Origin of the sequence: Larsenimonas rhizosphaerae (genome assembly GCF_023700005.1) — a bacterium.
Taxonomy (GTDB): domain Bacteria; phylum Pseudomonadota; class Gammaproteobacteria; order Pseudomonadales; family Halomonadaceae; genus Larsenimonas; species Larsenimonas rhizosphaerae.
Genome location: NZ_JAMLJK010000002.1, coordinates 104,471 through 123,439, shown reverse-complemented (window position 1 = coordinate 123,439; position 18,969 = coordinate 104,471). Strand labels below are relative to the sequence as shown.

General features: G+C 60.7%; 16 protein-coding genes. 8 read left to right on the top strand and 8 right to left on the bottom strand.

The genetic code is table 11. The annotated features are described in order from the left end of the window. Positions 1 to 88 precede the first annotated feature (88 nt). Positions 89 to 1,027 (top strand): transcriptional regulator FeaR, encoded by a 939-nt coding sequence (gene feaR, locus NAT21_RS10570; protein ID WP_265896844.1) that lies wholly within the window; start codon positions 89 to 91, stop codon positions 1,025 to 1,027. Between the two features lie 217 nt (positions 1,028 to 1,244). On the opposite strand, the gene NAT21_RS10565 is transcribed toward feaR, so the two are convergent. The 6 genes from NAT21_RS10565 to NAT21_RS10540 form a co-directional block, all read right to left on the bottom strand. Beyond that, positions 1,245 to 2,729: an aldehyde dehydrogenase family protein gene (locus NAT21_RS10565; protein WP_250938250.1), complete on the bottom strand. Its 1,485-nt coding sequence runs from the start codon at positions 2,727 to 2,729 to the stop codon at positions 1,245 to 1,247. A 149-nt stretch (positions 2,730 to 2,878) separates the two neighbouring features. After that, on the bottom strand, positions 2,879 to 4,222 hold the full coding sequence (locus NAT21_RS10560; protein ID WP_250938248.1) for an alginate export family protein: 1,344 nt from the start codon (positions 4,220 to 4,222) through the stop codon (positions 2,879 to 2,881). A gap of 333 nt (positions 4,223 to 4,555) precedes the next feature. Continuing rightward, on the bottom strand, positions 4,556 to 5,878 hold the full coding sequence (locus NAT21_RS10555; RefSeq protein WP_250938246.1) for a TRAP transporter large permease: 1,323 nt from the start codon (positions 5,876 to 5,878) through the stop codon (positions 4,556 to 4,558). Continuing rightward, positions 5,875 to 6,369, bottom strand: a complete 495-nt coding sequence (locus tag NAT21_RS10550) for a TRAP transporter small permease (protein WP_250938244.1) — start codon at positions 6,367 to 6,369, stop codon at positions 5,875 to 5,877. The genes NAT21_RS10555 and NAT21_RS10550 overlap by 4 nt, the downstream gene beginning before the upstream one ends. A 47-nt stretch (positions 6,370 to 6,416) precedes the next feature. After that, positions 6,417 to 7,472: a TRAP transporter substrate-binding protein gene (locus tag NAT21_RS10545; RefSeq protein ID WP_250938242.1), complete on the bottom strand. Its 1,056-nt coding sequence runs from the start codon at positions 7,470 to 7,472 to the stop codon at positions 6,417 to 6,419. A 253-nt stretch (positions 7,473 to 7,725) separates the two neighbouring features. Further along, complete coding sequence (locus NAT21_RS10540) at positions 7,726 to 9,606, bottom strand: FAD-binding monooxygenase (RefSeq protein ID WP_250938240.1); 1,881 nt, start codon at positions 9,604 to 9,606, stop codon at positions 7,726 to 7,728. Between the two features lie 445 nt (positions 9,607 to 10,051). Here NAT21_RS10540 and NAT21_RS10535 point away from each other — a divergent pair, with 445 nt between their 5' ends. The 5 genes from NAT21_RS10535 to NAT21_RS10515 all read left to right on the top strand — a co-directional run bounded on the left by NAT21_RS10535 (position 10,052) and on the right by NAT21_RS10515 (position 14,746). Continuing rightward, positions 10,052 to 10,438 carry a 5-carboxymethyl-2-hydroxymuconate Delta-isomerase gene (locus NAT21_RS10535; protein ID WP_250938238.1) on the top strand — a complete coding sequence of 129 codons (387 nt, stop codon included), beginning with the start codon at positions 10,052 to 10,054 and terminating at the stop codon, positions 10,436 to 10,438. A 27-nt stretch (positions 10,439 to 10,465) separates the two neighbouring features. Beyond that, the gene (gene hpaE, locus NAT21_RS10530; protein ID WP_250938236.1) at positions 10,466 to 11,974 is read left to right on the top strand and encodes a 5-carboxymethyl-2-hydroxymuconate semialdehyde dehydrogenase; all 1,509 of its coding nucleotides are present in this window, start codon (positions 10,466 to 10,468) and stop codon (positions 11,972 to 11,974) included. A 71-nt stretch (positions 11,975 to 12,045) separates the two neighbouring features. Further along, the gene (hpaD, locus tag NAT21_RS10525; RefSeq protein ID WP_250938234.1) at positions 12,046 to 13,026 is read left to right on the top strand and encodes a 3,4-dihydroxyphenylacetate 2,3-dioxygenase; all 981 of its coding nucleotides are present in this window, start codon (positions 12,046 to 12,048) and stop codon (positions 13,024 to 13,026) included. A 42-nt stretch (positions 13,027 to 13,068) separates the two neighbouring features. After that, positions 13,069 to 13,959 carry a fumarylacetoacetate hydrolase family protein gene (locus NAT21_RS10520; protein WP_250938232.1) on the top strand — a complete coding sequence of 297 codons (891 nt, stop codon included), beginning with the start codon at positions 13,069 to 13,071 and terminating at the stop codon, positions 13,957 to 13,959. Beyond that, positions 13,925 to 14,746, top strand: coding sequence for an FAA hydrolase family protein (locus NAT21_RS10515; protein ID WP_250938230.1), 822 nt, complete (start codon positions 13,925 to 13,927; stop codon positions 14,744 to 14,746). The genes NAT21_RS10520 and NAT21_RS10515 overlap by 35 nt, the downstream gene beginning before the upstream one ends. A gap of 12 nt (positions 14,747 to 14,758) precedes the next feature. Here NAT21_RS10515 and hpaA read toward each other — a convergent pair whose 3' ends face one another. After that, positions 14,759 to 15,658 carry a 4-hydroxyphenylacetate catabolism regulatory protein HpaA gene (hpaA, locus tag NAT21_RS10510; RefSeq protein ID WP_250938228.1) on the bottom strand — a complete coding sequence of 300 codons (900 nt, stop codon included), beginning with the start codon at positions 15,656 to 15,658 and terminating at the stop codon, positions 14,759 to 14,761. A gap of 221 nt (positions 15,659 to 15,879) precedes the next feature. On the opposite strand from hpaA, the gene hpaI reads away from it, so the two are divergent. Together hpaI and hpaR are read left to right on the top strand one after the other, a co-directional pair. Then, complete coding sequence (gene hpaI, locus NAT21_RS10505) at positions 15,880 to 16,683, top strand: 4-hydroxy-2-oxoheptanedioate aldolase (protein ID WP_250938227.1); 804 nt, start codon at positions 15,880 to 15,882, stop codon at positions 16,681 to 16,683. Positions 16,684 to 16,782: 99 nt separating this feature from the next. Next, positions 16,783 to 17,217 (top strand): homoprotocatechuate degradation operon regulator HpaR, encoded by a 435-nt coding sequence (gene hpaR, locus NAT21_RS10500; protein WP_250938226.1) that lies wholly within the window; start codon positions 16,783 to 16,785, stop codon positions 17,215 to 17,217. Positions 17,218 to 17,418: 201 nt separating this feature from the next. Here hpaR and NAT21_RS10495 read toward each other — a convergent pair whose 3' ends face one another. After that, on the bottom strand, positions 17,419 to 18,816 hold the full coding sequence (locus tag NAT21_RS10495) for an APC family permease (RefSeq protein WP_250938225.1): 1,398 nt from the start codon (positions 18,814 to 18,816) through the stop codon (positions 17,419 to 17,421). Positions 18,817 to 18,969: the final 153 nt, after the last annotated feature.

Genomic DNA, 18,969 nt, shown 5'->3' with positions numbered 1-18,969 from the left:
AATGCTTGACCAATGGATGGTGGTGTCAGACCGTTTTTTTTCTTAGCGTCGACCAAACCATTAAATTATTAATGAAAATGGTGACCCAATGCCAACCACGAATGCAATTTCAATGTCGTTAGATGCCTGGCTTGGCGCTGTAAGGCAAACCTGTGGCCATTTTGATTGCATCACGGGCGACCGTCGAAGCTTTCAGGGCAGCATAGCGAACCGCTCCAACGGCGGTATCGATATTGCCAATATCGTCACGAATGTCGAAAAGATTACCAGCAGCAGTGCCCAGCGGCGCAATGAAGATCGCCATTGTTTTCTGGTGGTGCAGAAACAGGGGCACGCCACACTGATACAGAACAGTACCCACATTACCCTGCGTCCGGGCGAAATGGCACTGATGGATTCCATCAGTGCCTGGGATATCGTTCCCCACGGGCTGATCGAGCATGACTCCCTGCATCTTTCGCGCAGCGATGTAGTCAGGCGCTTCGGTAACATGACCATTCCCTTCATGAAGGTCACGGGCGACTGTGCCAGCAGCCAGATCCTGCAACTGGTGGTCAACCGGATGGTTACCGAAGCACTGCCCTCGACCGATGAACGCGAGCGCGGTATCTCGGACTCCCTGGTCGCGCTGCTGCCGGCGATCCATCAGCACCAGGCCCTCACGCCATCGTTTCTGGACGAAGCCGATGGCACGCTGTTTACCTGCGTACAGCAATTCATCGACCAGCATCTGCATGAAGAGGACATCGGCCCGGAGCGGCTGGCAAGCGTCTTCCATATGTCGGTGCGTCAGCTCTATCGCCTGTTCGAACAGCACGAGGAAACGGTATGTCGTTATGTTCAACGCCGGCGGCTGGCACGCTGTGCCGAGGAACTGGCCAGCCCTACGTTGATGAAGCGCTCGATCACTCAGATCGCCTACAAATGGGGCTTTACCGATTCGGCGCACTTCAGCCGCTCTTTCAAGCGTGAGTTCGCAAGTTCGCCACGGGAATATCGTCGCTCGCGCCTGGAGTACGCGGCCTGACGCATATACGCGGCAATACCGCACACGACATCGATGGCTCACGCACGCAAACGCCCATGACAGTACAGGCCATCGGCGCGACATGATTAAAGGCAGTACCTGAGCGCAGGATTCGAAAAAGGCATCGGTAATTGTGCAAGCCCCGTGCCGATCAGGGATAAACGCCAGCGGGCAGAAGCGATGGTGCCGACCCGGCAGAGCCGGGTCGACGGTGCGCTCAGTAGGCGATACAGATCGACTTGAGTTCGGTATAGGCGTTGACCGCTTCCGGACCGAATTCCTTGCCGATGCCTGACATCTTGACCCCACCAAACGGCATGGCCGGATCGAGCGTCACGTGGGTGTTGACCCAGACGATTCCGGCCTCGATGCGTGGCGTCATTGTCATGGCCCTGGACAGACTCTCGGTCCAGAGGCTGGCTCCCAGACCGTACTCGCTGTCGTTGACCATGCGCAGGGCCTCTTCCTCATCATCGAAGGGGATTACGGTCAGTACCGGCCCGAAGACCTCTTCGCGAGCGATTTCCATGTCGTGGGTCGCACCGCTGATCACCGTGGGCGAGATATAAAAGCCTTCGGCCGGCACCTTGTTGCCGATATGCACGTTGGCGCCATGATCACGCGCACGGTCAATATAGCCCTGCACGCTTACCTGCTGACGTTTGGATACCAGCGGGTTGACCTGTGCCTCGGGGTCGATGCCCGGGCCTGCCTGCATGGTATCGACGGCCCTGGCCAACTGTTCGCAGAAACGGTCATGCAGACTTGAGTGAACATAGAAGCGCGATGCCGCCGCGCAGACCTGTCCCTGATTGAACAGCCCGCCCATCAATGCGCCATTGACCGCCTTTTCAAGGTCGGCATCTTCAAGCACCAGCATCGGGTTCTTGCCACCGAGTTCCAGCGAAAAGCGCGCCATGTGCTCGACCGCAGCGTGACCGATCTGCTTGCCGATTTCAGTACTGCCGGTGAAGGTTACCTTTCTGACGTCCGGATGCTCGGACAGCCGTGTTCCGACCGTTGCCCCCGAGCCCAGCACCACGTTGAATACGCCTTTGGGCACACCGGCCTCGGCCGCAAGCTCGGCCAGCCGCAGCACGCTGAGCGGTGTTTCGGTGGCCGGCTTCAATACGACCGTACAGCCCGCCGCCAGCGCCGGAACCACTTTCCACAGCGCGATCATCATCGGAAAGTTCCATGGAACAATCGCCGCCACGACACCGACAGGCTGGCGAAGCGTGTAGGTGGTGAACTTCGCCCCTTCGGGCATGCCGATGGACACTTCGCGTGTACTGCCTTCAATCTTGGTGGTCCAGCCGGCCATGTAGCGAATGAAATCGACCGAGAAGCCGACATCGACACCGCGTGAGATATTGATCGATTTACCCTGGTTGAGGGTCTCGATCCGGGCAAGCTCTTCGCCGTTCTGCTCGAGAAGATCAGCAAAACGCAACAGGATCCGTTCGCGTGCCGCCGGTGTCATGCTGCTCCAGCGACCGTCGTCAAAGCTTTGTTTGGTCAGCGCAACGGCGCGATCGGCAAGTGCCACATCGCCCTCGGCTACTTGCGTCAGCGGCTTGCCGGTGGAGGGATCGATGACGTCGCGCGGCGAGCCCTCGCTGACAAAGGCACCATCGATGAACGAGCCTGTCGCCCGCTTGAAAAAGTCCTGTACGGCCTGTGATGCTGTGTCCTGACTCATGAATGATCTCCTGAGCATGCGAGGTGTCGAAGGGTGCAGCCGCAGGACGGCGCTCGACACGTAAAAGGGGGACTGATCATCAGGCTAATGCGCCATGCATCTGACAGCTTGCCTGAGGCTGCCAGACACATGACTTTTTCTGCCGGAGTCTAGAAGTTGAACCCGACCAGCAGCTGGGTGTAGTAGTTCACGTCACTGTCGCCCAGCTGGGAACCACCATTCGAGGCCGATTTATCCGGATCAAAGCGGCCCACCAGCGGCGACACCCACCAGTGATCGTTGATCGCCCAGGTACCATAGAGGTCGATTTCGTTGCCATCGAAGTTGGGACCCTGATTGGCATCGAGGGTGTCGAACCGGTATGCAAGCATTCCAAGGCTGAGCCGTTCGGTCGGGGTGACCGACAGCGTGACCTGATGCACACGCGCATTGGTCGCGAACGGGCCGGCGTAGTTGGCCGCCACCTCGCCCTGGAACCAGGTACCGAGTGCCCGGCCATTGCCGTAGAACAACGGATCGTAGCCCTCCGAGAATCGGCTGAAGCGATAGCTCACATAGGGTGACCAGGCCATATCGCTGAAGGTCCAGCCCGTCTCCAGATACCACGCGTTTTCGTTATCACCATTGCCCTTTTCCTGGAAGGCGTACTGTCCGGACAGAAACAGGTTGTCGACACCGGCATTGCCGTGGCCATAGACGCTGTAGACCCGGGTATCATCGCGGTCAGGATAGAGGAAGGCGTAGTCGCTGTCGGTCGTGAGCACCTTGAGGTAGGTCGCCCCGAGGGTGGCCTCATCGGTCACATGCTCGAGCGTGCCCACCGCCATTTCAGGCTTGGCCTGGCCCGGGTTACCCGACTGGATCCACATCAGATCCCCCCGCCAGCCTGCATCGCCACCGAGTCTGACCACGGCGGTTCGCTCGAACGACTGCCGCGCGGCCAGATAGTATGCACCGCCCCGGTCCAGATCACCGTCAAGTATCCCGTCGCCGAAATTGAGCGAATCTCCGGAGATCAGAAACCCATCGCCGACCTGAATGCGCTGGCGCCCTACCGACACATCAAGGCCATCAGGACCAAGCGCCGGAATCAGGTTGCCGGATTTCCAGCCAACGGCCAGATCCTCGAGATGGGTCCGGCGCTCATCGCCAGTGGTAAATCCAGCGGCATCTCCCTGTCCCCAGGTGCCACTGGAGGTCCAGGCCACGTTGGCATAGAGCGACCCGGCCGTGGGCGACAACGCATGCGTGAGATCAATGCCGTACTTGATGAACCCTTCCTGCCAGTCGCGACCTCCCGCTTCGGCGGTCGAGGTCTGGGAATAGCCCTTCTGGCTGTGAAAGGCCCCGGCCACCCCGGAGACGTTCAGATTGATTTTGGTCCTGGCGGTGTCGTAAATCTCGAGTGCCGAGGCATTTCCGGACAAGGCAAGCGAAATGACCGTGCCTGCAGCGAGCGCAGGCAGCACGGGGCGGTAGCGTGAAATAGTCATGAAGCAGTATTCCCTTTGTTGTTGCAATGCATGGAAGTGGCAATGCTTTTTGTTGAGGGGAGTGTCGCTGCGATACTTATCGTTGTAGTGCTTCTGGTGCGAGTGGCCTCAAGCGTCAAAGGCACATCCCCGTTTGACAGGCTAGCGAGACTGGCTGCGCGACTCTTGTCTGCTCCTGACAAAAACCTGCCTCAAGTTGCCACAATGCACACTCCAGACGTGTCCGGGAAAGGTGGATCTTCGATGACCGCAACGACGCATCCAACGCTGAAAGCAACGGCGCATTTGCGGTTTTCTTCATTAACCCTCACGCATCAGGTACTCATTCAGCTGCTACCCAAGCCATGCCAGTGACAGTGCCGGCACGAATACCACCACCGCGATACGCACCATATCCGCTCCCAGAAACGGCACGATGCCTCGGCTGACCGTGCCGAGTGAGGTGTTGCGGCTGTATTTCTGCACAATGAACAGGTTCATTCCCATCGGTGGCGTAATCAGACCGATCTCCACCACCATCAAGGCCACGATCCCGAACCAGATCGCTTTTTCCGGCCCGGTCAGACCGAACAGATCGAGCTGCATGATGATCGGAAAGAAAATGGGAATGGTCAGCAGGATCATGGACAGGGAGTCCATGACACAGCCCAGCACCAGATAGATCAAAAGGATCAGCAGCAGCACCGTCAACGGTGCCAGGCCGCTGCCGCTGGCCCAGTCTGCCAGCTCGAAGGGTAACTGACTCAGGGCCAGGCCACTGTTGAGCAAATCAGCCCCGATCACGACCAGGTAAATCATCGCCGTGGCTTCCGCAGTGCCCAGCAGGCTCCTGTAAAGCCCGTCGCCCCGCATTCCTCCGCGCCATGCCGCATAGACACCGCAGGCTGCCGCACCGATGGAAGCCGCCTCGGTCAGGTTGGCCCAGCCACCATACAACCCGAAAATGACGACGCCGAAGATAAGCAGTACCGGAGCAATTTCGCGCAGGCTGGTCAGGCGCTCGGCCCAGGAATGCTTCGGGGCACGCTCGACATCGCGCATGGTTTTCATCGCCATGATACGAATCACGACAAAATACCCCAGCACAGCGACAAGGCCTGGCAGGATGGCGGCCATGAACAGTTTGGCAATCGACACCTGGGTCAGCACCGCATATACGATCAGGGGCACCGATGGCGGGATCAGTATGCCCAGCGTGCCCGCGGCAGCCACCGTGCCTGTAGCCAGCCGCTTTCCGTAGTGATGCCGCTCAAGCTCGGGCAGCGCTACCTGGCTCATGGTCGTGGCGGTGGCCAGAGAGGAGCCACAGATAGCCCCGAAACCGGCGCAGGCCCCGGCCGCCGACATGGCCAGCCCGCCACGCCAGTGGCCGATCCAGGTCGCACTGGCACGAAACAGCGCCCGGGACAGCCCGCCATGAATGGCAAACTGCCCCATGAGCACAAACAGGGGGATGACCGCGAGGTCGTAACTCGAAAACCGCGTATACACCAGATTATTGATGGTAAACAGCAGCGCCGAGGTATCACCTTCATTGACCAGGAGATAGCACACCATGCCGGCCACCAGCATGCCCACGCCGACGTGCAGGCGAAGGCCGAGCAATAGCAACAGGATACCCAGCGCCAGACCGCCTATATCGAGACCGCTCATCATGCTGTTTCCTCCAGCTCAGGCAGGGTTCGTGTCAGATAACGGGCCGCCTGAGACAGCGCGCATAGCCCCATCAGGGCAAGGCCTGGCAACATGGCCGCCTGAGGTATCCACAGGGGCACGCCCAGCAGGGTGCTTTGAGAGGCATAGGCATGGCTGTCGAGCATCATCAGTGCCGTACGCCACAGCAGCACCATACTGACGACGCCCAGCATCAGGTGCGAAAACACCATTAATCCGCGATTGATGCATGAAGGAAACAGGGACGCCAGGATATCGACACGAATGTGGTGATCATTGATCTCGCACAGTGGCAGAAAGCACGCCACCGCCACGGCCACCAGCATCTGCAGCACTTCGATATCGCCCGGCACCGGCATGGCCCACAGCTTCCTGCCCACCAGCGAGACCAGCGACAACCCGATGGCACACAGCAGCAGTCCACCACCCATCAGCGCCAGACCGATGGCGCTCCGTCGCAATAGTGCATGCATGACAGCCTTCCCTTGTTAACCGACATGAAACGAATGTGGCCCTGGGGTCACTTCAACTCCGGGGCCTGTTCAGCAACAATGCCCTGCAAGCCGGTAATCAGGGCGGGGCGATCGATTCCGCCTTCTGTCGAATTCGCCCACCGATCGACAATCGGCTGTGTCGCCTGGCGCATGGCGTCATGAGCCGCATCATCCAGGGTAACAAGTGTCTGGGTCGGATCGCTGGCCACGGTCTGCCGGGCCTCGGCGATGGCCTTGTCCCAGGCCACGCCAGCGCGCTGAGACAGGGCCGCGCCACTCAACGCGTCCAGCACCTGTTTCTGTTCGTCAGGCAGCCGGTCATATCGACGCTTGTTCATGAGAAGCGCCAGCACCGTGATCGTGGGCGAGGTCTGATCGGCTCGCGTGTCGCTATGAAACCGTGTCACTTCGTCCAGCTTGGCAGGCAATACCACTTCCCAACTGAGTGCAGCACCATCGATGACGCCTTTTGACAGGGTATCGGCGATCTGTGCCGGTGGCATGCTGACCGGTGCGCCCCCCAGCGCATCGATCACCTGTGATGCCATACGGGTAGATGCCCGCATTCGCAGCCCCTTCATGTCACCGGCACCACGAATGGGTGTATTACGGGTATGAAACGCGGTGCCACCATCGGTATGTACCGCCAGCACCTTGTACTCCTTGAAATCGTCCTGGGCGTAACGCTGAGTGAACTCCCAGATGATCCTGTTGGCGGTCACCCCGCCGGCCGGCAGCATGAACGGCAGCTCCAGCGTCTCGCTTCGCGGAAACCGTCCGGCGGAATACCCCAGCGCGGTCCAGGCAATATCCACCACGCCATTACGTGCCATGTCCGCCAGCTGAGCCGGTGTCCCTCCCAGCTGCATCGATGGGTAAATCTGACAGCGAAGCTCGTCTTCGGAACGCGTCTGCAACTCCGCACACCACGGCTCCAGTACGTTTTTCTGGATATTGGATACGGAAGGCAGAAAGTGCGCGATACGAAGGGTCGTGGCAGCCTGCGCCGACGAACTGAATACGGCCAGTAAAGCGCCCAGTGACAGGCAGGTACCCAGCAGGGTTCTTGTCAACATTCCCATGGCTTTTTCCTTTTTATGTAGACCACGTCACAAGCACACTAGCATTTCATTAACAAATTAATAATTAAGTCTTTAGAATAAGAATCCCCTGAATGAACGACCGAATGCCATGGCAACGGCCCCGCCACCAGCGCAGCCATGGCGGGGCACACACACAATAAACAATGAAGAAGAAAGCCCCTGGCTGCTTATGCCGGCTCCCGGTGGAACCTCGCCAGGAGCCGACCGATACGGTGTACCAGAGGACAGATGGCTAGCGCGTCAGGATGGGATTGAAAAAGGCCGCCAGCTCGTCAATGGCGGTCAGGGGAAGAACATTGGCCACGTACTGATCCGGGCGGACCACGACCAGCGCACCGGCGCGGTCGATGCCACGCACATCGAAGATATCCTCGTCGGGCGTCACGCCGTAGACGTTTTCAAGGTCCACCAGCTGGAACGGGCCGACCTCGGGCGTGAACACGCTCGGTACTTCGCCGATCGCGATATCCTCGTGCCGCTGCTGATAGATCACCTTGACGTCAAACCAGTCAACCCACGCGCCACCCGACAGCACCGCCTTGAGCGGTGAGTCGCTCGCATGGGTCAACCATTCGGCCAGCCGCCGGGTGGTCGAGTCGGCCTCGGCGGTGGCGGCATCGGCGAACACGTAAAGACGCCAGCGCCCATCGGCTCGGGCCTGATGCCCGAGCTGCAGCGGATTACCGTCACAGACCCGCGAGACCCTTGCCGACTTGAAGCGCTTGCCGATGGGAAAGCCGGTCGCGAGCGCCTGATGATCGTCTGCATGGGTGATCAGCGACGGCGCATACTCGGTCATGAAACCGGCCGGAAACTCGATGGTGCGGGTGTAGAACTCTTCCAGCTCGCTGGGATCCTCGAACTCCTCCGGGCGCCTGGCCATCATCGTCGACCACTGCCTGTCGAAATCGATCAGGTTTTTGGCAACCACCTGACGCTCGGCGGAGTAGGTCGAAAGCAGACTCGCCGGGCTGCAACCGGACAGCACGTAGGCCAGCTTCCATCCCAGATTGAAGCCATCCTGCATCGAGACGTTCATGCCTTGGCCGGCCTTGGCGCTGTGGGTATGACAGGCATCGCCGGTGATGAATACTCGTGGCAGCTGCCCGGAGTCCGGATTATCAACGTCATCGAAGCGGTCCGTCAGTCGATGACCGACCTCATAGACGCTGTGCCAGGCCACGTTTCGCACATCAAGTGTGTAGGGCGTGAGAATCTCGTTGGCCCTGGCGATGATCTGCTCGATCGGCGTGTTGCGCACGGCACTGCTGCCATCGGCCGGCACTTCGCCAAGATCGACGTACATTCGAAACAGATGCCCCCCCTCACGCGGGATCAACAGAATGCTGCCGCCGGAATGGGACTGAATGGCACATTTGGTACGGATATCCGGGAAGTCGGTGCGCGCCAGTACGTCCATCACACCCCAGGCATGGTTGGCCTGATCGCCGGCAAGGGTGCACCCGATGGCGCTTCGCACGCCGCTTCGCGCCCCGTCACAGCCGACCACATATTTGGCCCGTACCGTACGTTCCCGACCTTCATCCGGCCCGGCCACATGCCTGAGCGAGACCCTGACCGGGTAATCGCCCTGCTCCTCGACCTCAAGTCCCTTGAACTCGATACCAAAATCCGGGCGGATGCGGGCCGGCCCGTTGGCGGCGGATTCAGCCAGATAATCGAGCACACGCGCCTGGTTGACGATCAGATGCGGAAACTCACTGATGCCCTCCGGGTCATCCGGGGTACGTGCCGTGCGAATGATGTGCTCGGGCTGTTTCGGATCCGGTTTCCAGAATGCCATTTCAGTAATGCGATACGCCTCGGCCGTGATCCGGTCGGCGAAGCCGAACGCCTGGAAGGTTTCAACGCTTCGGGCCTGAATGCCATCGGCATGGCCGATTTCGAGCCGGCCCGCCCGGCGCTCGATGATACGGGTACGAATGTGGGGGAACTGAGCCAGCTGCGCCGCCATGATCATGCCGGCAGGGCCGGTACCGACGATCAGAACATCGACGTCATCGGGCAAAACCTCGGGGCGATCCAGCCCTTCGCCGGATGCCGGCTGAACACGGGGATCACCGGACACGTAGCCATAATGGTGAAATTGCATGGTCTTCTCCTCATTGAACCTGTTGGCTCCGGACGGCATGCATGGCGGCACCTCAGTGAGCGCACCCCCGGTAACACGCCGCATCCGCAGCCCTTATACGGTTCATGCTGAACACCCCCTGTCACGATGAGGATGTGTTTTACATCCTCATGATTGTACTTTTCATAAATACACGCCCTACCTTGGTCGGCCCGGCCACCACGCCTCCTCTCCGCTCGTTAATCTATGAATGACTCGGGGACGCCCATGCTCTCTGGAGGGCACAAGGGCGCTCCTTCGGCCATGAAGGAAGGGTATGGCCTGCTCCTGGCCAACGCATTTCATGTAGATCGAAATGAGTAGAAACACCCCCTTGACACAGCAGCCCCATAAACTCATTAATATATTAACGACCAAGACGTACTGCGGTCGGCCACATCTGCTGCAGGCATCAAAGGAGAACGACGTGCCCCACTTGCATATCGAATATTCACCTCACCTCGAACAGCGCGTTGACGTGCGCGAGGTTTGCCTCGCCGCCCATCGGGTGATGACGGGCTGCGACCTCTTTCCGCTCGCCGGCATTCGCATCCGCGCCTTTGCCGCCGAGCACTGCATCGTGGCCGACGACCACCCGGACAATGACTTTCTGGCCATGACCCTGAGTGTGGGCAGCGGCCGGACCCAGGCCGACCTCAAGGCCGCCGGTGACCGACTGTTCGCCGCCGTGCAGAGCGTGCTTGCCACGCCGCTTTCCACTCCGCACTTCGCCCTTTCGCTCGAGATCCGCGAGATCGATGCCGCGCTGAGCTGGAAGGACACACCGATCCACTCCCGACTGTCCAAGCAGTGAGCCACTACTTCCTCTGGAGAATTCTCGATGAGCCAACTGGACGACAACATCGCCCGCGCACAGGGCTACATGAAGCGCTTTCGCGATCAGGGCGTTTTGAACCATATCAACGGCGAGTCGGTACCGGCCGACTCCGGCAAGACATTTGAAACGCTGTCGCCAATCGACCTCACCGCGCTGGCCGACGTCGCTCACGGTGGCGCCAGCGACATCGACCGTGCCGTCAGGGCCGCGGAGCAGGCATTCAAGACCTGGAGCAGAACCCCGGGCAAGGAGCGCCGCGCGATCCTGATCAAGGTGGCCGAAGCGATCGAGGCCCGCGCCGAAGAAATCGCCTTTACCGAATGCATGGACACCGGCCAGTCGCTGCGCTTCATGTCGAAGGCCGCCATTCGAGGCGCCGCCAACTTCCGCTTCTTCGCCGACCGCGCCCCACAGGCCGAGGATGGACTGTCGCTTCGAAACGATACGCAGATGAACGTGACCTCCAAACGTCCGCTGGGCCCGGTCGGGGTCATCACGCCATGGAACACGCCGTTCATGCTCTCGACCTGGAAGATCGCCCCGGCGCTGGCCTCGGGCTGCACCGTGGTGCACAAACCGGCCGAATTCTCGCCGATGACCGCCAAGCTTCTGGTCGAGATCGCCGAGGACGCCGGCCTCCCGAAAGGGGTGTTGAACCTGGTCAACGGGATGGGTGAAGACGCCGGCAAGGCGCTGACCGAGCACCCCGGCATCAAGGCCATCGCCTTCGTCGGTGAAAGCCGCACCGGCCAGCTGATCATGGCTCAGGCCGCGCCAACGCTGAAGCGCTTTCACTTCGAACTCGGCGGCAAGAATCCGGTCATCGTGTTCGACGACGCCGATATCGACCGCGCCGTCAACGCCGCCACCTTCATGATCTACTCCCTCAATGGTGAGCGCTGCACGTCCTCCTCGCGCCTGCTGGTGCAGGAAAGCATCTACGAAGAAGTCACGCGGCGCGTGGCGGAGGTCGCCAACGGCGTGAAGGTCGGTCATCCGCTGGACCCGGAGACCGTGGTTGGGCCGCTGATTCACCCCGAGCACGAAGAAAAGGTGCTGTCGTACTTCGACAAGGCGCGTGAAGAGGGGGCCACCATCGCCGCCGGTGGCGAGAAGGTTGGCCAGGAAGGCTGTTTCATCCGTCCGACGCTCTTTACCAACGCTACCAATGACATGACGGTCGCCCAGGAAGAGATCTTCGGCCCGGTTCTTACTGCCATTTCATTCAAGGATGAAGACGAGGCACTGCGTCTGGCCAATGACACGCAGTATGGCCTTGCCGCGTACCTCTGGACCAACGATCTCGACCGCGCCATGCGTCTGACCGACGAGCTGGAAGCGGGCATGATCTGGGTCAACTCCGAAAACGTCCGTCACCTGGAGTCGCCGTTCGGCGGCGTCAAGGCATCAGGCATTGGCCGCGATGGCGGTGACTGGTCGTTCGATTTCTACATGGAGACCGTCAACGTCTCCTTCCCACGCAAGGCCCATCAGGTGCCGAAACTCGGATGATGCCATTGTCGCGAGGCCGCATGACCGCCTCGCCTTTCAAACATCCGTGAGCCGAAAAAAGGAGTCTCTTCATGCCTATTCCAACACCGAATCTTTACCCTGCATTCAACATCATTCGCCTGAGCCACGTCGTGTTCGGCGTCAGCGATCTGGCCCGGAGCCGTCACTTCTACGTTGATACCCTGGGCCTTCAGGTCACCGATGAGGACGACAGCCGCATCTACCTGCGCGCGATGGAAGAGCGCGGTCACCACTGCATCGTGCTTGAAAAAAGCGACCGCGCGGTGGTGAAATCGCTCTCGCTCAAGGTCTTTGATGAGCAGGAACTCGACAAGGCCCATGACTGGTTCAAGGACAGGGGCCACCCGGTCGAGTGGGTCGAACGCCCCTACCAGGGCCGCACACTACGCACCACCGACTGCTTTGATGTACCGATCGAGCTGTACTTCAAGATGGACCGGCTCTCGCCCATTCATCAGCAGTACGCGCTCTACAAGGGTGTCAAACCGCTGCGCATCGATCACTTCAATCTGTTTTCTCCGAACGTGGACACGTCTGTCGACTTTTACAACCAGATCGGCTTTCGCGTGACCGAGTACACCGAGGATGAAGAAAGCGGCAAGCTATGGGCAGCATGGACGCACCGCAAGGGCGGCGTGCATGACATGGCCTTCACCAATGGCCGTGGCCCGCGGCTGCACCACACCGCGTTCTGGGTCCCGACGCCGCTCAACATCATCGATCTGTGTGACCTGATGGCCACCACCGGTTACGTCGACAACATCGAGCGCGGCCCGGGCCGCCACGGCATCTCCAACGCCTTCTTCCTCTACATCCTCGACCCGGACGGTCACCGCATCGAGATCTATTGCTCGGATTACCAGACCGTCGACCCGGATCTGGAAGCGATCAAGTGGGATCTGAAAGACCCTCAGCGTCAGACGCTCTGGGGCGCTCCGGCACCGCGCTCCTGGTTCGAGCACGGCTCCGAGTTCGAAAACCTCGAACCGGTGGATTCCCAGCTCAACGCCACGCCCATCGTCGCCCCATGATTCAAAGGGCCCGAGCACGCTCGGGCCATCAGGAGACACGCCATGAATAATGCCCTTCCCCCGCGCCTCGCGGCCTTTCGTGCCAATGGCGCTGATCGCTACGGCGTCGTTACCGACGCGGGTATTGTCGATCTGACACCGGAATTCGGCCCCCGCTTCAAGGGCCTCAAGGAAGTCATCGAGGCCGGTGCCATCGACGAACTGCTGAGCGCTGCCGATGGCCGCAGCCCGAGTTACCGTGAAGATGACGTCACCTTTCTGATCCCGGTCGCCAATCCCGAGAAGATGATCTGTGTCGGCGTCAATTTCCCGTCGCGCAACGAAGAATACAAGGACGGTCAGGCAGCGCCGAGCAAGCCATCGCTATTCATTCGCTTCCCCGGAAGCTTCGTCGGCCACAACGAGAACCTGGTGCGCCCGCCGGAAAGCGAGCAGCTCGACTACGAAGGCGAGGTCACCATCGTGATTGGCAAGGGCGGCCGCCGGATTGCGCGCGAGAAGGCCTATGAGCACATCGCGGCGCTGACGCTGTGCAACGAGGGCACCATTCGCGACTGGGTTCGCCACGCCAAGTTCAACGTCACCCAGGGCAAGAACTTCGACGCCACCGGTGCCATCGGCCCGTGGCTCGTGCCGTTCAGGCGCGCGGAGCAACTCGATGACATCGAACTGACGACCCGCGTCAACGGTGAAGTGCGCCAGAATGATCGCACCTCACGGATGATGTTCGATTTTCGTTATATCGTGAATTACGTATCGACCTTCACCACTCTGGTGCCGGGCGACGTGATCGTGTGCGGCACACCCACAGGCGCCGGTGCCCGCTTCGATCCGCCGATCTGGCTCAAGCCGGGGGATGTGATCGAGGTCGAGGCCGACGGTATCGGCAGGCTGGTCAATGGCGTGGAGGACGAACGACATGGCACTGAGTGACACCCAGGTTGCCGAGGCGGCCGAGGCACTGCTGACCGCAGAAGCCACCCGCGAGCAGATCGGACTGCTGTCCCGACGCTACCCGAACATGACGCTGGACGATGCCTACGCGATCCAGACCGCCCAGATGACGCGCAAGACGCGGGATCACGCCATTCTCGGCTGGAAGATCGGGCTGACCTCCAAGGTCATGCAGGACGCCCTCGGCATCACCACGCCCGACAGCGGCGTACTCTATGATTACATGCGCCATGACACCGGCGCCGTCATTCCCAGGGGCCATTTCATCGCGCCCCGCGTTGAAGCGGAGATCGCCTTTGTCATGAGGGCACCGCTTGAAGGTGACGTGACGCGCGAGGAAGTATTGGCCGCGACCGAGTACGTGACGCCGGCCCTCGAAATCCTCGATACCCGCATCGTGCGAAAGGACGAGGAGACCGGCCAGGCCCGCGTGATCGTCGATACCGTGTCCGATAACGCCGCCAATGCCGGCATCGTGCTGGGTGCCGAACGCCACGATCCAGGCGCGCTCGATCTGCGCTGGGTCGGCTCGATCGTCAAGCACAATGGCGACGTGGTCGCGACGGGGCTTGGCGCCGGGGTCCTGGATGACCCGGTCACCGGCCTTGTGTGGCTGGCGCGGCGGATGGCGACGTACGGCCAGCGCATCGAGGCCGGTCAGATCATCCTGTCAGGCTCGTTCATCGGTCCGATCGAATGCCCCTCGGGCAGCCGAATCGATGCCGACTATGGCGCGTTCGGCAGCGTATCGCTGACGTTCGACTGAACGACAGGCCGGTTACCGGTGGCCCGGCTGATCGCGACGGTAACCCGAGGGGGTGGTGGCTGCATGCCGTGCAAAGAATCGACAGAAATAGCCCGGGTCCTGAAACCCGAGCCGGTAACCGATCTCATTGACACTCATGCGGGTAAAGGTCAGAAGCCGCCGCGCTTCCTGCATCACGCGGTCGTGCACCACACGCTTGCTGGGCACCCCGGCGATGCGGCGGCAGACGCTGTTGAGCCGGGCCTCGGTCACATTCAGCGCATGGGCATACTCCGACAGCGTCCAGTGGGCGGTGTAGCGAGCCTCGATCTCCAGATTGAAGCGGTGAAACAGCGACAGCTCGTCGTGCCGTACACTCTGTGCCGGCAGCGAATTGGCCGAGAGCCGAAACAGGCTCACGAAGATCAGCCGGGTAAGCGCTGTCAGCGCGCCCTCTCGCCCGGGTCGGTCGGCCTCGAACTCAAGATGCAGCTCGTCGAACAGCCGTTCGATGCGGTTGACGTCAAGCCGCGCCTCGTCGCTCACCCGGCCGGTCGCCACGCACACAGGTGCTACCGCCGAGGCATCGCCCAGCTCGGGCAGCTCATCGAGCAGCGACCACACCAGCTGCTGACGCACGGTCAGCACGTGACCATCACTGCCCTCCTCGGTCGTGAAGGAGTGCGGCACGGTCGGTGGGGTCAGAAAGAACATCGGGCCCTGCTGGTGAAACTGCCGCTCGTCCAGATAGACCCGCACCATGCCACGCTTGACGTAGTGAACCTGAAAGAAGCGGTCATGATGATGCACCGGCATATTACGCCCATAGAACTCCGCCATGCGGCCCAGTGCGTCGTAATGCACGGTGGCATCGGCGTACCGCTGGTCATACTCCTGACCGATCGTGATGTTGGGAATGGGCTCCAGCGCCATGACATTACTCCTGGGTTCGCGCGGGGCTATCGCTCGACAAGCCTCTATCTTAACCACCGACAGGCGCGGCGCTCCATGGCCTCGCCGGGGCATCGACACGCTGACGAATCAATCTTCATACCCCGTCGACGGCGGCAGCCCCGTCGAGGGTATATACACCGGTCACACGTTCGCCCGGATCAACGCCGTATTTCCACACGATAACGCACGAGGAACGCCTTATGGACATGCCCATCAATACCTTCAAGCAGGCCCTTGGCCGCAGGGAAGCCCAGATCGGCCTCTGGCTCGGACTCGCCAACGGCTACTGCGCCGAGCTTGCCGCCAATGCCGGCTTCGACTGGCTTCTGATCGATGGCGAACACGCCCCGAACGACCTGCGTACCATCCTCGAACAACTTCAGGCCATGGCACCCTATCCGGCGCAACCGGTCGCCCGGCCCCCAGCAGGCGACGCCGCAACGATCAAACAGTATCTGGACCTTGGCGTGCAGACCCTGCTGGTCCCGATGGTCGATACCGCCGAACAGGCCCGCGAGCTGGTCCGCGCCACTCGCTATCCTCCAGACGGCATTCGCGGCGTCGGTAGCGCCCTGGCTCGCGCTTCGCGCTGGAACTCGATTCCGGATTACCTCGCCCACGCCGATGACCAGATCTGCCTGCTGGTGCAGATCGAAACCCGCCAGGGGCTTGAAAACCTCGATGAGATTGCCGGCGTCGACGGGGTCGATGGGGTTTTCATCGGCCCGGCGGATTTAAGCGCCTCACTCGGTCATCGCGGTAACCCGGGCCACAAGGCCGTGCAATCGGCCATCGAAGAGGGCCTCACCCGAATTCAAACGGCCGGCAAGGCCGCCGGGATCCTGTCGGCAGACAAGGCACTGGCCCGACGCTATCTCGAGCTTGGCGCCACCTTCGTGGCCGTGGGCGTGGATACCAGCCTGCTGATGGGCGCACTGACAGCACGGGCCGGCGAGTTCAAGGGCAACGACAGCGCCGCCCCGTCAACGTCCTCGGTCTACTGACTCGAACATCGCGGCGGCTGAACAGGTACCAGGCCTCGACAGCCCCGCCCGCAACCGTCAGGATACGATTCCTCCAGCGACTTCCAGACAAGGCATAACATGGCGCGCCCCACTCCCTCCCTGACCCTTGCCCTGCTTCAGGCGCGTGAATCCGCCATGGATTTTTTCAGGCCACATCTCAACCGCAACAACGTCACCGAACAGCAGTGGCGCGTCATTCGCATCCTGTGGCAGTCCGACAATCAGACCCTTGAAAGCTATCAGCTCGCCGAGCGCGCCTGCATTCTGCGCCCGAGCCTGACCGGGGTGCTCCTGCGACTGGAGCAGAGCGGCCTGGTCAGCCGCTGGAAGCCTGAAACCGACCAGCGGCGGCTGTGTGTCACGCTGACGCCCGAAGGCAATGCGCTGTTCGACAGCATGAAAGGCGAGATGATGCGCCAGTATCAACGCATCCAGCAGCACCTCGGCCCGGAGAAATACCGGACGCTGATGAGCCTGCTCGATGAAGTGCAGCAGCTCGATCCAAAGGAATAACCTTCCAGCAGCCCCACCAATGGCCATGCCTTCCCAGCGCATCCTGTTCCGGCTACTGAGGCATGATTCGAGCCCCCCGATGACAGCACGGGGCACCGGGAGTGCAACACGCCCTCTCGGCGATTGCCATGACGCTGAGGCCGAGCCTGAAACGCACAGGGCACCTCATATCGAGGTGCCCTGTGGATCAGCCTGCATGCACTAGTCGCTCAGGTCTGCCTCGAACAGGCCCTTTTTCATCTTGAACTTGACCCAGATGATCGCAATCAGACTGACGACACCCAGTACCCCACCCAGGAGGCTATAGATCGTGGCGGTCATGTCCGGCGAGGGTGAGGCATGGAAGATCACATAGGTCATGCCGATGATTCCCAGCACCTGCGGCAGCGGATAGAACGGCGTACGGTACGGGCGACGATGCTCGGGGTGGCGCCGACGCAGTACGATCACATCGATATGCGCCACGATGTAGGCCATCAGCCAGCTGGTCGCCGCGGCGATGACCAGCGCAATGATCTGCTGTGGGTTGACCAGCAGAAAGGTCACCGTCGAGACGGCTGCCAGAAACAGGATGCCGACCCAGGGGGTGTTATAGCGCGAATGCATTTTGCCCATGATGGCAAAGGCCTGGCCATTGTCGGCCATGCCCGAAAGCATGCGCGGTACGGCGGCCAGAACCGTGTTGACCGTACTGCAGGTGGCGGTCATGCCCATTACGGTCGCGATGATCAACCCGGTCTTGCCGAAGACCGCATCGACCAGATCAAGATAAGGCAGCGGCGACGTGGTCAGGGTCTCATCGGAAAGATACCGCCCCCCGCCAAGACAGAACAGGATAAAGAGCACGAAGATAATGCCCAGCGACAGGAACATGGCCCGTGGAATACGTTTTTCCGGCTGACGGATATCGCTGATCATCGGGCAGACGAACTCGCAGCCAACGAACATCCACATGGCAAGTGCTACCAGCCCGAAGAAACTGCCGTCGGCGATGCCGCCCAGCCCCCAGTCGATGCCCGCCGCACTGCTGGCTGCGGCCGGTGTCAGCGGCTGAGTCAGTGCTGTCACGCCGACCAGCAGGATGACGGCGATCATGGAAAAGGTGAATACGTTCTGAAGCCGGGCGAAGACATCGGTACCCAGGATATTGAATATGGCAATCGCTACCAGTATCAGAAGCGGCACCACGTGCGTGGGAAGTATCCCGGGGAACAGGGCCTGAAGCAGGGCATCAACCAGCAGAAACTCGGCCGGAATCGCGAAGACGGCCACCACGATGTAGCCTGCGAACACCGACACGATGGCCGGGAAATGTCCGATGGCCTTCTGGGTATAGGTGGCCAGCGTACCGGCCTGTGGATACATCAGCGAGAGCTCTGAAAACGACATGGCGTTGCAGATGGCCAGCAGGAACGCCACCAGCATGGCGGCCAGGAAGCTCAGGCCTCCAATGCCGAACCCCAGCAGCCCGGACGCCATGACCCCCTGTACCACTACGGTCCCCACACAGATTGCAATCATGGTCTTGAAACCGATGACTGGCCGGGCGGCGGGGGGGGAGTCAGGTATCGCGTGAGCTGCTTTTGTTATATCGGGCATGGTCAATGACCTCCGTAAGACAGGGTCGATTTTGTTATTGTCGGATACTGATCACGGCATCACAGTATATTGAACCAACCTACATCTACCGGAGGGGGCGTTCTTGTTCTCTCCTGCCAGGAACTTTCCTTTCCCTGCCCACCAGGATCACGT